The sequence below is a fragment of the Paenibacillus sp. PastM-3 genome, from assembly GCF_029893965.1.
Classification (GTDB): domain Bacteria; phylum Bacillota; class Bacilli; order Paenibacillales; family Paenibacillaceae; genus Paenibacillus_AQ.
In genome coordinates, this window is record NZ_JARXXP010000012.1 from 165218 (window position 1) to 180070 (window position 14853).

General features: G+C 55.6%; 13 protein-coding genes. 8 read left to right on the forward strand and 5 right to left on the reverse strand.

The features are described 5' to 3' along the window. The first annotated feature begins 148 nt into the window (after positions 1 to 148). Positions 149 to 895 carry an NADPH-dependent oxidoreductase gene (locus tag M2108_RS17995; protein WP_481856923.1) on the forward strand — a complete coding sequence of 249 codons (747 nt, stop codon included), beginning with the start codon at positions 149 to 151 and terminating at the stop codon, positions 893 to 895. 93 nt (positions 896 to 988) lie between these two features. Here M2108_RS17995 and M2108_RS18000 read toward each other — a convergent pair whose 3' ends face one another. Together M2108_RS18000 and M2108_RS18005 are read right to left on the reverse strand one after the other, a co-directional pair. Continuing rightward, positions 989 to 1801 carry a histidinol-phosphatase gene (locus M2108_RS18000; RefSeq protein ID WP_277470635.1) on the reverse strand — a complete coding sequence of 271 codons (813 nt, stop codon included), beginning with the start codon at positions 1799 to 1801 and terminating at the stop codon, positions 989 to 991. A gap of 57 nt (positions 1802 to 1858) precedes the next feature. Further along, positions 1859 to 2761: a LysR family transcriptional regulator gene (locus M2108_RS18005; RefSeq protein ID WP_068726435.1), complete on the reverse strand. Its 903-nt coding sequence runs from the start codon at positions 2759 to 2761 to the stop codon at positions 1859 to 1861. 338 nt (positions 2762 to 3099) lie between these two features. Here M2108_RS18005 and M2108_RS18010 point away from each other — a divergent pair, with 338 nt between their 5' ends. From M2108_RS18010 to M2108_RS18030, 5 genes are all read left to right on the forward strand, one after another. Then, entirely contained in the window at positions 3100 to 3555 is a 456-nt protein-coding gene (locus M2108_RS18010) for a chemotaxis protein CheX (protein ID WP_277470634.1), read from the forward strand. Positions 3556 to 3582: 27 nt separating this feature from the next. Beyond that, positions 3583 to 4362 carry an SDR family NAD(P)-dependent oxidoreductase gene (locus tag M2108_RS18015; protein ID WP_277470633.1) on the forward strand — a complete coding sequence of 260 codons (780 nt, stop codon included), beginning with the start codon at positions 3583 to 3585 and terminating at the stop codon, positions 4360 to 4362. 93 nt (positions 4363 to 4455) lie between these two features. Beyond that, entirely contained in the window at positions 4456 to 5946 is a 1491-nt protein-coding gene (locus M2108_RS18020) for a DEAD/DEAH box helicase (protein ID WP_277470632.1), read from the forward strand. Continuing rightward, positions 5943 to 6689: an ABC transporter ATP-binding protein gene (locus M2108_RS18025; RefSeq protein ID WP_090717106.1), complete on the forward strand. Its 747-nt coding sequence runs from the start codon at positions 5943 to 5945 to the stop codon at positions 6687 to 6689. The genes M2108_RS18020 and M2108_RS18025 overlap by 4 nt, the downstream gene beginning before the upstream one ends. A 1-nt stretch (position 6690) precedes the next feature. Then, positions 6691 to 7911, forward strand: coding sequence for an ABC transporter permease (locus M2108_RS18030; RefSeq protein WP_277470631.1), 1221 nt, complete (start codon positions 6691 to 6693; stop codon positions 7909 to 7911). Positions 7912 to 8008: 97 nt separating this feature from the next. Here M2108_RS18030 and M2108_RS18035 read toward each other — a convergent pair whose 3' ends face one another. The 3 genes from M2108_RS18035 to M2108_RS18045 all read right to left on the reverse strand — a co-directional run bounded on the left by M2108_RS18035 (position 8009) and on the right by M2108_RS18045 (position 10385). Further along, complete coding sequence (locus M2108_RS18035; RefSeq protein ID WP_020429695.1) at positions 8009 to 8119, reverse strand: hypothetical protein; 111 nt, start codon at positions 8117 to 8119, stop codon at positions 8009 to 8011. A gap of 219 nt (positions 8120 to 8338) precedes the next feature. After that, positions 8339 to 9646, reverse strand: coding sequence for an aminotransferase class I/II-fold pyridoxal phosphate-dependent enzyme (locus M2108_RS18040; protein WP_277470630.1), 1308 nt, complete (start codon positions 9644 to 9646; stop codon positions 8339 to 8341). Between the two features lie 124 nt (positions 9647 to 9770). Beyond that, positions 9771 to 10385, reverse strand: coding sequence for a pyridoxamine 5'-phosphate oxidase family protein (locus M2108_RS18045; protein WP_277470629.1), 615 nt, complete (start codon positions 10383 to 10385; stop codon positions 9771 to 9773). A 149-nt stretch (positions 10386 to 10534) separates the two neighbouring features. On the opposite strand from M2108_RS18045, the gene M2108_RS18050 reads away from it, so the two are divergent. Continuing rightward, positions 10535 to 12733 carry an aminotransferase-like domain-containing protein gene (locus tag M2108_RS18050; RefSeq protein WP_280768015.1) on the forward strand — a complete coding sequence of 733 codons (2199 nt, stop codon included), beginning with the start codon at positions 10535 to 10537 and terminating at the stop codon, positions 12731 to 12733. Between the two features lie 770 nt (positions 12734 to 13503). Beyond that, positions 13504 to 14289: a helix-turn-helix domain-containing protein gene (locus tag M2108_RS18055; protein ID WP_277470627.1), complete on the forward strand. Its 786-nt coding sequence runs from the start codon at positions 13504 to 13506 to the stop codon at positions 14287 to 14289. Positions 14290 to 14853: the final 564 nt, after the last annotated feature.

Sequence of the window (14853 nt, forward strand, 5' to 3'; positions counted from 1 at the left end):
GTGCTCCGGGTCCATTTTTTGTGTGCGTACAGCCGCGGCAGGGCTGAGCTGCCAGCTTTATGCCCGGAAAACTGGCGGCTGCCGATGCTGCCGGGTTATGATAAGGAACAAGAATAATGTTCATTACAGCCTTAGGAGGAATCAACCATTGAATGAAGTGCTGAACACCCTAAAGAATCACCGTTCGTTCCGGAAATATGCGGATAAGCCTGTGGAGCCCGACAAGCTGCGGATGATTATCGAAGCTGCGCAGGCGGCCCCTTCCTGGGTTAACGGACAACAGGTCACTATAATTGCTGTGCAGAACAAGGAGCGCAGGGAGAAGTTTGCAGCGCTGAGCGGCAATCAGAAGCATGTGGCGGAGGCACCGGTCTTCCTGGTATTCTGTATGGATTTTTACCGCACCAAGCTGGCGGCCGGGCTGGAGGGTCAACCGTTTGAGGCAGCGGCGGATGCTGATGCCCTGCTTGTCGGGGCCGTCGATGCAGGAATTGCGCTGGAAAGTGCAGTGGCTGCTGCCGAATCAATGGGGCTTGGCATTATTCCGATCGGCGGCATCCGCCGTAATACCGCGCAGGTTATTGAGCTGCTGGAGCTGCCGGAGTATGTATTCCCGGTAGTCGGCCTGTGCATCGGCTATCCCGGTGAGGAGCTGCCGAAGAAGCCGCGCCTGCCGCTGGAGGCTGTGTACCATGAAGAACGTTATAACCGCGAGCTTGAGGGCAGCATCCGGCAGTACAATGCGGAATTCCGGGAGTATTTGAAGTCGGTTGGCCAGACGGAGCGGGACTGGAGCGCGGTCATCGCCCACTTCTATGCGCTGAATCCGCAGTACGGGGATGCCGGAAAGACCCTTCCACGGCAGGGCTTTACCTGCAGCAATCTGCAACAATAAACAGAGCACCGCAGCATAAAAGGACAGTCAGGGAAGCAGGTACACTGCCCTGAAGCCTTTGTTGCTGCGGTGCTTTTTATCAGATGCGGTCAATTATTCAATAGGTACAGCGACCCGCTCGCGCCGCTTGTAATACACCCACTCTTTAAAGCCGATCTCCTTCAGGCGGGCCTCTACCGCATCCCGCTGGTCGGCAACCCGGGAAGGCTTATGCGCATCGGAACCGAAGCTGACTTCCACGCCATAGTGCAGGGCACGTTCAAGAATGTCATCTGACGGATACCAGCCGCCGCACAGCTTTGTGCCGCCGGAGGTATTGATTTCGATTGCGGTTCCGCATTCACCGATAACGCGTAAGGCTTCATCAATCTCGGCGGCAGCCGGGATATCACAGAACTGGGGATAGTTGCCCTTCATCGCATCGATATGGCCGAGAATCTGGAACATGCCGCTGCGGGCGGAGTCCGCGATCAGCCGGTAATATTCCGCTTTGACGGCTTGCATCTGCTGCGGATTAAGCCTCTTCCAGCGGCTCTTGTTAAAGATACTGTCACCGCCCACGCTATGTACGGAGCCGATTACATAGTCAAAAGGATAGGCAGCCAGCGTGGCCCGGTACAGCTCGGCATGTTCAGGGAAGTAATCGGATTCAATGCCGAGCAGGACATCGATTTTGCCGGCGTATTCTTTTTGCAGGGACAGCACTTCCTCAACATAGTTCACAATCTCCGATTTAGCCATGGCGATATGGGGAAAAGCCTGCTCCGCCTTGTGGCCGAAGTATGGTGTATGGTCGGAAATGCCTATAACGCTAAGACCCGCGGCAATTCCTGCCTCTATATAATCTCTGATGGTTCCGTCGGCATGGCCGCAGCGGAAATGATGGGTGTGCAGGTCGAACTTCATATGTGTGGACATCTCCTTTGGCCATAGTGTGTGTACGCCAGCAGTACATCATACCGGTTATTCCGAACCGATGAACTGGGTTTCCGGCATACCCTTCAGATCGCTTAGAAACTGGCGCATGGCAGAATTGACATATTTGCCTGATTTGGTTATGACACCTACGGGATGGGTAACCTCCAGCTCGATAATGGGAACGATTTTGAGTGTTCCATTGCGGACCTCGGCCGTTACAGACTGCTTGGAAATAACGGCTGCGCCAAGATCAAGCTCGACCATCCGCTTCACTTCCTCGCTGCTCGTCAGCTCCATGATAACCTGAGGCTGGATGCCGTGCCTGGCCAGTACATCATCGACAAATCTGCGGCCTACCGTATCGGGGGAGAGCAGAATAAGGGGTGTCGTGCCGAGCGCTTCAATGCCCGCTGTTTTCATCTGGGCCAGCGGATGCCTTGGTGATACAACCAGCTCAAAGGTGTCGTAATACAGCACGGAAGTCGTCATTCCCGGATTTTGCCCGATCAGGTAGCCGATGCCGACATCGACAATCCCGTTCTCCACCTGCTGATAGATCTGCGATGAGGACATGGAGGAAATCGAGGTTTTGATATGCGGGAACTGGTCCTGGAAATAGGACAGGATGCGCGGCAGAATCTGTATTGCTATCGAGGTGGTCGTTCCGAGAATAATATGCCCCTGGGGATTCTCATCCAGATCGGCAAGCCGCTGCTTCAGCTCCTCCACAATGCCTACAATCTTCTCTGCATGCGTAAGGAATACTTTGCCCCTGTCCGTCAGGGTAACCGGCTGGTTCCGGTCTACAAGCTGTGTTTTGAACTCTTCCTCCAGACTTTTGATCTGTGCCGAAACTGCCGGCTGGGTCAGGTTAAGCAGTTCGCCTGCCTTGCGAAAGCTCATCGTCTTGGAGATTGTGATCAGTGTCTCCAGCTGGCTAATGTTCATAGATGTGCCCCCTTTTGCCTACCGAATCGTTCGCCGAATAGCTGAATTGTTATATAGTGTGGAAACCGGGCGTTCTCGCAGGATAATTAATCTGAAATGCTGCACAGGAAAATAGATGGTTAAAACAGGCTTATCTCACGCGGAGTGTTGGCATTTGATTAAATTATAGGAGATTACATCCGGCAGGGCAATGCGGGGCATAAAACAATCTTTTGAATTCCTTCGACAGAAGCATTAATTTTTGGTGAATAATGCCGATATATGAAGTATAATTAATCATTATCACTTAGGACTTTTGGTATATGACTAAAGCCAGGTAGAGGGGGGACAGCACTTTCATGAAAGCAGAAGTAATCAATCCATTTCTAGAGTCTGCACGCATTGTAATTGAGCAGTTGGTTCAGGTCTCGCCATCCACCGGAAATCTGGGCATCAAGGATATCGAACTGATCGATAATCATATATGGATTCAGGTAGGAATGACGGGGCAGCTCAGCGGGGATATTATTTTCGGGCTTAAGGAGCAGGTGGCGCTGAAGATGGTATCCGCAATGATGGGCGGCTATCCGATCGCAGAAATGGATGAAATGGGGCAGAGTGCCATTTCAGAGCTGGGCAATATGATCAGCGGAAATGCCAGTACGATTCTTTCCAATCAGGGGGTATCCGTTGATATTACGCCGCCAAAGCTGATGAAGCTGGAGAGCATGGCCGTTTTCCCGCGTAAAGCACTCAGCATCCCGCTGCTGATGGAAGGCATTGGAGAACTCGATATTCAAGTGATGATTTCTTAGGCGGACTTTAGGAGCTGAAAGATATTCATGCAACAGCTTAAAGACAAGATTGTTGTAATTACAGGAGCATCAAGCGGGATAGGAGCCATTACTGCTCGGATGCTCAGCGCCAAGGGAGCGGTTCCCGTTCTGCTGGCCCGTTCGGAGAAGAAGCTGAAAGAAACGGCGGCCGGAATTCCGGGCGTTTTTGGACTGTATACCTGCGATGTTACTGATGAATCTGAAGTGGCACGGGTGTTCACTGAAATTCTGGCGGCATACGGCAGAATTGATATTCTGCTGAACAACGCCGGCTACGGCAAATTCGCCGGATTCACCGAGATGGAGCCGCAGGAGTTCGATGATATGATGGACGTCAACTACATGGGCATCGTCCGATGTACCAAGGCGGTTGTTCCTCATATGCTGCAGCGGGGCAGCGGGCAGATTGTCAATGTAGCCTCAATGGCCGGCAAAATCGGCACAGCCCGGTCGGTTGCCTACACGGCGACCAAGCATGCCGTGCTGGGCTTCACCAATGCCCTGCGCCAGGAGCTGAGGGGGAGCGGAATCACCGTATCTGCGGTCAATCCGGGACCGATTGCCACCGATTTCTTCAAGACGGCAGATCCCTCCGGCAATTACCAGAAGAATGTGGCCCGGATGATGATGACCCCCGAGTATGTCTCCGCCAGAATCATCAAGCTGATGGAGAAGCGCAAGGAAGAAATCGATCTTCCCGGAATTGCCGGCTTCGGCATCCGGCTGTACGGTTTGTTCCCCCGCTTGGCGGACAAGCTGACTTATAATACAATGAACCGTAAATAGAGGTATTTACAAGAAAATGGCCTTCCATTTGGTGGAGAGGCCTTTTTGGCATATAATGAAGATATTACTTAGCGAAAAGGATGAAACCTACTTATGACTAACGCTTCTTTTGCGGCCATCGGCATCCAGGAGGACCTTGTTGCCCGATTGTCGGAATTCGGCATTACCGCCCCGTCTCCCGTCCAGGAGCAGACGATCCCGCTGCTGCTGGAGGGCAGGGACGTGCTTGCCGCTTCCCAGACCGGAACAGGCAAGACGCTGGCTTACCTGCTGCCGCTGCTTCAAGGAATTAACCCGGAGCAGAGAGTGGTGCAAAAGCTGGTGCTGGCTCCGACCCAGGAGCTGGCCATGCAGATTCTCCGCGAGGCGGAGCGGTACGGCGATCACCGCGGCATCAAGGTGATGGGGCTGATCGGCGGAGCGGCGATCAAACGCCAGATTGACAAGCTGCGCGAGCATCCCCAGCTTGTTGTCGGCACACCGGGACGCATCCGCGAGCTGATCGGCCTGCGCAAGCTCAAGATGCACGAGGTCAGCACGATTGTCATTGACGAGGCCGACCAGATGTTCCAGCTCAGCGGAGCCGGCGAGGTGGCCAAGATTGTCAGCAGCGCGCTGCGTACCCGCCAGCTGGTCATGTTGTCTGCGACCATTGGCCCGGAGACGAAAGCACTGGCCGCGCGGGAGATGAAGAACCCGGCCGAGATCGGCATTGACCCGGGTGTAATGACCGCCCGGACGCTGGAACATCATTATGTGGTGACAGAAGAACGGAACAAGGTGGATATGCTGCGCCGGATTATCCGCCACTACAATCCGAAACGGGCGATTGTGTTTGTTAATGCAACGGAGGACATAGCCGAGGTGGAGGCCAAGCTGAACCATCTTGGCCTTACGGCAGCGGCGCTGTACGGCGATGCCGACAAGGTTACGCGAAGCAACGTGCTGGCCAAATTCCGTGACGGCAAGTTCCGCGTGCTGGTCGCCAGCGACGTGGCGGCAAGAGGGCTCGACATCGAAGATCTGACGCTTGTCGTCAGCTTCGATCCGGCCTTTGACGCCGAGCACTATGTGCACCGGGCCGGCCGTACCGGGCGCATGGGCAAACGCGGGCTGTCGGTGACGATCGTCACCGAGCAGCAGACGTTTATCATGCGCAAGTTCGCCCGCGAGCTGGATATTCAGCTCGAGGAACGGGCCCTGTCCGCCGGCAAGGTGCTGCCGGCGGATGAAGCCCGCAGACCGGCGCCCGGCCAAGGCAGCGGGGGTTCGGGCGGCCAGCGCGGGGAGAGCGCGGCGCCGCGGGGCAGCAAGCCGGTGCGGACGGCAGCGGCGCGGCCGGATGGGGCAGGCGCAAGGCCGGCGGCAGCGCGGCCTGACGGCACGGGCTCCGGCGCGGCTGTGCGGCGGGAGCCGCAGCCCGGGGCCGGCCGGGCCCCGGGCGGACGCAGCGGGGCGGGAGCAGCCCCTGCTGCGGGCGGAGGCAAAGCCCGCAGCAGCAGTGCGGAACGCGAGAAGAACCGCAAGAATAAAGGAGCGCCAAAGTGGCTCAAGAACAAAACCACGGGAGGTGACGGTCAATGAATAGTGCCCCCGTACTGCAAATTACGGGATTAAGCGGAGGATACAGCCTGAACAAGCCGGTACTGCATGATATCGGCCTGCAGGTGAAGCCCGGTGAAATGGTCGGGCTGATCGGACTGAACGGAGCAGGCAAGAGCACAACCATGAAGCATATCCTGGGGCTGATGTCGCCGCACAAGGGCGAAATCACCGTCCAGGGCAAGACCCGCAGCAGCGACCCGGAAGGGTATCACAGCGCGCTGACGTTCGTGCCGGAATCGCCTCTCTTGTATGAGGAAATGACGGTCCGCGAGCATGTTGAATTTACGGCCAGGGCTTACGGCGTGGAGCGCAGTGATTATGAGACCCGCAGCCTGCAGCTGGCCGCACTCTTTAATATGGAGGACAAGATGGATACGCTGTCCTCCCATTTATCCAAGGGGATGAAGCAGAAGGTCATGATTATGTGTGCCTTTGTGGCAAGGCCGGCACTCTATGTGATTGACGAGCCCTTTCTGGGGCTTGATCCGCTCGGTATCCGCTCCCTGCTTGATTTCATGCTGGAGCTGAAACAATCAGGCGCTTCCATTCTGCTCAGCTCCCACATCCTTTCCACGATTGAGAATTATTGCGACCGCTTCATCGTGCTGCACCGCGGCAAGGTTATCGCCCAGGGCACGCTTGCCGAGATGACTGAAGCTGCCGGCCTGCGCGGCCTGAACCTGGAGCAGCTGTTCTACGAACTGGTGCAGGGAGGGAAATGATATGGATTTGAAAGAGCTGCGCCGGCAGCGGCGCAGCCGGTTCATGGGCAGCATGATCCCCTATGCGGGATATGTAATCAGAAGCGGTGTAGCCATGGTGCTCCTTCTTGTGCTGATCGCTTTCTCAGCCTGGTATACCGCGCTGCTGCGCGATACGCCGGCCGATCTGCCGATCCGCTGGATTATGCTGGTGCTGCTGCTGCCTGCAGCGGTGCACAGCAGCTTCCGGACTTATTTGCGGAGCCCGGACACGATCTTTCTCCTGCCGCAGGGCCACCGGATGAAGGAGTATTTTGCACCGGCCTGGGTGAGCGGAAACGTCTGGAAAATTCTTCGGCTGGCCTTCATTCTCATTACATTATGGCCGCTGTACATACGTACGGATGCTGCGCACGGGTCCTTGCTGCTTACAGCCCTGGTGCTGATTGCAGTGAAGCTGCTGTCCAGCTACGGGCTGTGGCGGGAGATCGCGATGCTCTCCCGTCCTGCAGCAGCGGGATATCAGCTGCTGCGCTGGGCGGTAGGCGGACTTATGATCGCGGCATGGCTATGGCAGCCGCCGCTGCGGGCATTGATCTTTATCGTTATTCTGGCTGCAGCCTATTTCGCGGCGCTCCGTGTTCCTAACCGGCATGCCGTTCCCTGGGAGCGGCTGATTGCCACCGAGAAGAACCAGGGCACCAGAGCCCTGATGATGCTCGGCTGGTTCGTGGATGTGCCGGGACGCGAGCAGCGGGTCTATGCCCGGCGTTATCTGGCACGCTGGGGCGGCGGCATCCCCTGGCGTCGGGACAGCGCCTTCCGCTTCCTGCTGACCAAAAGCTTCGCCCGCGGCGATGTCTTCGGCATTGTGCTGCGGATAGCCGTTCTGGGTATGCTGCTGGTCCTCTGGAACCGCAGCAGCTATGCCGGAACCGGCATCTACCTGTTTTTCCTGTTCATCACCGGCATCCAGCTGTCGTCGCTGCGCAAGCTGCATAGTGAGTCGTTCTGGCTGACGGTGTATCCGCTGCCCGCAGGCAGCAGGGCAGACAGCACAACACAATTCATCTTCCGCACCCTGCTGATGCTCGTGCTGATCCTTGGCTGGCCTTTTCTGCTCACCCTGGGGGAACGGCCGCTTCCGGCCGCCGGCAGCCTGCTGTGCGGTGCGCTGCTGGCCTTCTTTTTCAAAATGTATATGCAGCGCAAAGCGGCTGACCCGGACGATGATGATCTGTAACGGATAAAAAGCGGGGCATAACAGTAACAGCAAGAAGCCTTGAAGGGAGCACAGGCTCCGCATCAGGGCTTCTTTGCTGTATATCAAAAGATATCAGTTAGACAAAGAGTGAACGGCTGATGATAACCAGCAGGATGAAGAGAACCAGAATAGCGCCTGTGCTTGTAAATCCAGGGTATCCGTATCCGCCTCTTACTTCTTCGCTCATGTTCATTCCCCTTTCGAATGTGTCGTTGTACTTGAGTACACCGTATTGTATGTGCATAGGGAAGAACGTGTATAGGCCAATGCCATTAGGCTGCAAAATAACCCCCGCAAAGCCTGAGCATTGGCATGTGCGCTGACTAAGGTACTTAACGGCGGCTCTCTATGATTGCAAAAAAACAGCCCCGGTGATTCCGGGACTGTCCGCTTGTGTTAGCTAAGCTTATTTGTTGGCCTGCTCCAGATCACGGATGCCTGCGTATACCATGTCGAACAGATCCTCAAGCTGATCTTCTTCGATACAGGAGAAGGCAACGCGCAGATCCGTCTCGCCCAGGGCGATCGTACCCAGTCCGTACTGGTGGATCAGGTGGAGACGCAGTGCTTCGGCCGGCACCGTGTGCAGCTTCAGACACATGAAGTAGCCGGAGTTGAACGGATAATAGGTCCAGACCTCGTCACCGTATTTGCCGCTGTCCAGCAGTGCCTTCACTTTGTTGGCACGGCCTTTCATGATCTGGAACTTTTCTTCCTTCTGCTGCGGGAACTCTGGCGATTTCAGGGCATCCAGCACAAAGGTCTGTGAAGGATGGGCTCCACTGGAAATCGTTGCGCGGATAATGCCGAGTGTCTTCTGCTCCAGGGCAGCCAGCAGCTCTTTGTCTTCCGAAGCATAGGTGATAAAGCCGACACGGAAGCCCCAGACGAACTCTTCCTTGGTTGCCCCGTCAACCTTGACGGCCAGCACGCGCGGATGCAGGTTAGCCAGACGGCCGAACAGTGATTCCTTGAGTGAATCCTCAAAGAAGAGCCCGAAATAGGCGTCATCGCTGACTACGACAACATTGATGCCTTCCTCGGCGGCACGGAGAATGGCGGCGACAATCGCTTCGCCTTCTTCAAGACCCGGTGTATAGCCGGTTGGGTTATTAGGGAAGTTCAGCAGTACGATGGCTTTGCCGTGGTCCTTCTGGGCGAGCAGTGCATCGAGCAGGCCTTCGCTGTTGAACTTCATATCTTCAGTGAACAGGGGATAATTGACGATGCGGCTGAGCCGGCGGATCCCGAAGGTTAGCTCGTAGTTCTCCCAGTTCTTGTCCGGATAGATGATGGCATCGCCTTCCTCGGCGAACAGATCAGCAACAATACTGAGCCCGTGGGTAAGGGCGTTGGTTACAATGGGATTGCCGAAGGATTTGCCTTCGAGCGAAGGGTTTTCGCGCAGCATCTTTTCCCGCCATACGGTACGCAGCTCCGGTTTGCCGGCAGGCGGCGCATAGCCATACAGGTCTTTGGGACTGTAAGCGGACAGCTTATCCTGAATAACGGCAAGATGCATAGGGACACCGTTCTCGGTTGCGATACCGATGGTAGCATTGTACTTCTTGGCGTGAGCCGCCGCCTCGGCAGATTGGCTCAGAATGCCCTCTTTGGGAAAATAGATCGCTTTGCCAAGATTGGAAAGCATGTCGTACACATGTTCATTGCCTGCCTTGATATTGTCGTTCAATTGTCCAGCCAGTGGATTCATCACTTTCATCCTTCCGGTATTCTTCTGGGATATATACGTTAACATTGCCTAACATTATATCACCGTGGCCTGCCGTCGTCACTGAAGAAAGCCGCGTTTTTTGAATACTTTTCGAAAAATTCCGTCAGGAATGGTGGGGGCAGTATTTCTTCATCATTTCCAGTGTTTCGGCATCGCGGGCTCCGCCGCGTTCTGTGAGGCCGAGCGTAACGCCTGCCCGCCTGTCCTCCTTCAGATTCTGGCCAAATTTGAATTTGGCGGTCAGCTCATCGGGAGTGATCCGGACCACGGCTACTGCTTTCAGCCCTGGCCGGTACTTGGGGTCATCAGCAGTGATGGGAATATATCCGCCTTCAGGCTGAAGCTTTCGCATAAAAAGTGTCATTACAGCTGCTTTTTCATTGAGGTCCTCAACAAGCCCGGCTTGCCCGAAGGCCGTCACGCTTTTGAAATAGGCGGTGGCCGGGCAGGCCAGCTCAGGATCGCTGAAATAGGACGGGATCAGCGCAAATTCATCTGCTACGGTGAAGCAGACCTGCTGCTGGCGGCGGATGTGATCCATTTTGCCTCCTGCATGGCTGCCGTGAAAATAGAAATGACCTTCCGAATATACGAAGTTCAGCGGCGTTACCCGGGGGAGCCCCTGTTCATCAACAGTTCCCAGAAAGCCAAAACTCATCCCCTGGAGAAAAGCTGTGATTTTCTCTTCCTGCTCGATCTTGAACTCTTTTCTGCGCATGGCGGGTCATCCTCTCTTTTATTGAGAAGCAGATGCATGTAGGTGCAGGTGCCCGTCAAATTTCAATCAGCATAGAGCAAAAATTGACATAAAAAAAGGACCGGTTTACATTAATTTTAATGGTCCACTTTGGAGGGAGAAGGAGATGTATGAATTTTACGCTGCCTTATGAACAGTATCTCGACATCTACCGATACAAATATCTTGCACTATATCATGCACTCCGCACAGCGATCCTGGGCGGCACGCTCCCCGCAGGGGCACGGCTGCCTTCAACAAGGAAGCTGGCGGAGCTGTACCAGCTGTCCCGCGGCTCGGCCTCGCAGGTATACGATATGCTGCTCGCCGACGGCTACATCCAAACCGAACGGGGGCGCGGCACCTTTGTCTCGGAGGCCGGTGTGTTTGGCGTGTTTGGGGAGGACGGCGGAAAGAAAGCTGCCGGAGAACCGCCGGCAAGCCCGGCGGGATTCGAACGGGAGGGACACCTGGAGACAGGCAGCTCTGTGCCGGGAGGCGGAGGCTGGAGTGAGCCTGGTGCTGATAGTAAGGCTAGTGCTGGTAATGATGGTAGGGCTGGCGCAGGTGTGTATGAGGAAGACAGTGCGTTTCTGGGCTTGCCCGGAGAAGATAAGGGCACTGTGCCGAGAAGCGGCAACGGCAGCGAGCCGGGGGCTGGTGCCGGTAATGGTGGTGCTAGTGCTAGTGTAGACGGTAAGGCTGGTGCAGGTAATGATGGTAGGGCTAGTGCTGGTGCAAGTAATGATGGTAAGGCTGATGCTGGTAGGGCTAGTGCTAGTGCCGGTAATGGTGGTGCTAGTGTAGACAGTAAGGCTGGTGCAGGTAATGATGGTAGGGCTGGTGCTGGTGCTGATGGTAGGGCTGATGCTGGTAGGGCTAGGGCTGGTGCCGGTAATAGTGGTGATAGTGCTAGTGTAGACGGTAAGGCTGGTGCAAGTAATGATGGTAGGACTGGTGCTGGTGCTGATGGTAGGGCTGATGCTGGTAGGGCTAGGGCTGGTGCCGGTAATAGTGGTGATAGTGCTAGTGTAGACGGTAAGGCTGGTGCAAGTAATGATGGTAGGACTGGTGCTGGTGCTGATACGGCCGCGGCGGTCAGCGGAGGAGTAGGTACAGTAGAGGAAGTTCCGGGTTACGTGAATATGCCGTCCGTTTCTGCTGCAACCGTTAAGCTCAGTGCCTGGGGAGAGCGGCTGATGGAGCGGCAGCTCTCCGTCTATGAACGGGCCGGGAACGGCTTCATCAGCTTCCGCAGCAGCGGTATGGAGCAGGGGCAGTTCCCGTATTCCGAGTGGCGGAGTGCGCTGAATTATGCCGGGGGCAAGCAGGGCGGCCTGCTGGACAGCTACTGCCCGCCCCAGGGTGACGAAGGGCTGCGGCGGGCGATCGCCGCCCATCTGCGGATTACCCGCGGTATCCGCGCAGAGGCCGGACAGATCGTGCTGTTCAGCGGCTCCATGCAGGGCATTGTCATCCTGACCCAGCTCCTGCTGGAGCAGGGCAGCTGCGCTGTGGTTGAGGATCCGGGCTATCACGGCATCCGCCGGGCGGTGGAGATCAGTGGCGGCAGCCTGCTGCCAGGCAGGGTGGATGCGGAAGGACTGGTCCCGGAGGACTGGGCAGCCCGGCTGCTGTTCGTCACGCCGAGCCGCCAGTTTCCTACCGGGGCTGTGCTGCCTCTGGAGCGGCGGCGCAGACTGCTGGAGTGGGCCCGGCGTCATCAGGCTGTCATCATCGAGGATGATTATGACAGCGAGTTCCGTTGGGGCGGACGGCCGATTGAGCCGCTGAAGGCACTTGACCGGGAGGAGCGGGTCGTTTATGTCGGCTCCTTCTCCAACAGCATGTTCTTCGGGCTGCGGGTAGGCTTCGCCGTGCTGCCTTCCTCACTGGTGGCGCCGGTGACCGCCGCTAAGGCGCTGTATGAGCCGCTGCCCGCAGGCCAGCTGGAGCAGCGCGCCTTGGCGCGGTTCATGGGTACCGGCGGGTACAGCCGGCACCTGCGGCGCATGACGCGCATCTACGGTGAACGTGCGCGGCTTCTCCGGTCGCTGCTGGCTGAGCGGCTCGGAACGGTTTTTGAAGTGCTGCCGGGTGACGCCGGCCTGCATCTTTATGCGCGATGGCTGCGCACAGACGCGGAATTCGCCGCCTTCCGGGCGGCGGCTCTCCGGCGCGGTGCAGATTTCCGCGACGCCGCGCTGTACCGGATCAGGCCTTCCGGTGCGGCGGCCTGCTTTTCGTTCTCCCACCTGGATGCCGCAGCACTGGAGGAGGGCGTGAACCGCCTGCAGCTGGCCTGGAATGATGTGCAAAAACGTGCGTGACAAGGTATTATTAAAGATATGAAAAAGGGTGCTGAATAGATTTGGCCTTGATGCAGGAGCTAGTTGTGCCGGAATCGTAGCCAAGAGCTAAATGAGCATAAAGTCTTTTGGAAAAGCCGTCTAAGTGCGCAATTAGAGGGAAAAATCCCCTTAATGGCACCCATAGTAGGCTGAAAGGGCTCACTTAAAGGGAAAAATCCCCTTAATGGCACCCATAGTAGGCTGAAAGTGCTCCCTTAAAGGGAGAAATCCCCTTAATGGCACCCATAGTAGGCTGAAAGTGCTCCCTTAAAGGGAAAAATCCCCTTAATGGCACCAATAGCAGGCTGAAAGGGCTCCCTTAAAGGGAAAAATCCCCTTAATGGCACCCAGAGTAGGTTGAAAGTGCTCACTTAGAGGGAAAAATCCCCTTAATGGCACCAATAGTAGGCTGAAAGTGCTCCCTTAAAGGGAGAAATCCCCTTAATGGCACCAATAGCAGACCCAGAACACTCCATTATAGGATTAAGTCCGCTTAATCCTATAAGCTGACACCGGCGGGAAGCTTGTCCGTCAATTAGCCAAAGGCAGGGGAACTGCAGGAGCGGAAGCGTCCGCCTGAAAGCTTTTCGGCACAGCAAAGCTCTCTCCGGAAGCCTAAGCAGTCAGCGGATTTTTACCGCGAACAGCGGCCGGGAGTTCAAAGATTTTCCGGAGTTACAACCAATCCCGAAAATTACAATTATCAGTTCAATTTTTATAGTAACCGTAAACTTTAGGAGGGAAATATTATGCTTCACGCATCGCCGTCCTCTTTTGTCATTCTTCCGGCCCTGGCGAAGATCGTCTGTGAACCGGGCTGGAGATGGCAGAAAAGAGAGAAGCCGCTGCAAAATTATGATTTGTTCTATGTCTGGAGCGGGGAAGGGACGGTCGTGCGCAACGGTACGCCTTTTCAGGTGGGCAAGGGAAGCTGCTTCCTGTTCCGGCCGGGCGATTATACGTATGCGACACATAATCCGCAAAAGCCACTGGTTCTTACATATATTCATTTTGATGTGACCGAAGCCGTGGCCGAGATCCCTGAGCCTTACCGGGAACTGAATGAAACGGTGGAATTCGAGCATCTGCTGGCCCGTTATGTACGGCTGTTTCTGGTGAAGACCTTTGCCGCAGAGGAGGAGGGACGTCTGATTCTGAAGCAGCTGATGATTCATCTGCTGCGTGAGGACCGGATGATGCCGATAGAACGGCATGTCAGCAATCATCTGACCGAAATTATCCATGAGGTGGCCAATTATGTAAGTCAGCATCCCGGGGCCTCGCACCGGGTCGAGGATCTGGCCGCCCGGGCGGGATTATCCCCGCGCTACTTTTCTATCAAATTCAAGGAGATCACCGGTTCTTCGGTGCAGTCATATGTGATCCGGGCCCGGATTGAGCGGGCACAGCATCTGCTGCTGTATGCCGGGATGAATGTAACCGAGGTGGCGGATGCGCTGGGATACCGTGACATTTTCTTTTTCAGCCGCCAATTCAAGCAGCACACTGGAAAAAGTCCTTCCGAGATCCGCTGACCTTTACAAGTTTTTCCTGTGCGTGCCGCTTTGTTTCAGCCTTTTCTGCTGAGGGTAAATACGTTGCAACCTGGTTTAGCAGAAGATGTATATGCAGCATGAAAGGGGAGAATACAGGCATGTTAAGAGGACGCCGGATTTCAAATAATGCGCTCAAGTGCGGGAGCGCCGGTTATTGCCGGAGCCGCTGGAGACGTATGAAACAGATGAGCGGCACAGCCACTGATCAGTGGTTCTAAAGCTTTTATATGAAATAACGGAAATAACGTAAGCATAGAGCAGTTTCAGCAGAGAACCGGAGCCGGCAGGCGGCCGGTTTTTTGATTTCCGGGTTTGGCGGCCGTGAGACATATTTCCGGCTATGCGTATCTGTCCCTTCCTGCCGGGGTATAAGGGTAAGGAGGGGCAACATTCCCATACAGAAGCCGGATACAGACTGCCGGAGTACCGTATAATCAGAACAGCAAGCTGGATTGTCAACAGTAAATCAGACAACTTTTTTAAGGGCTTCTTGACGATACTGAACAGGCGTTAGGTAACCCAATGTGCCATGAATACGATGCT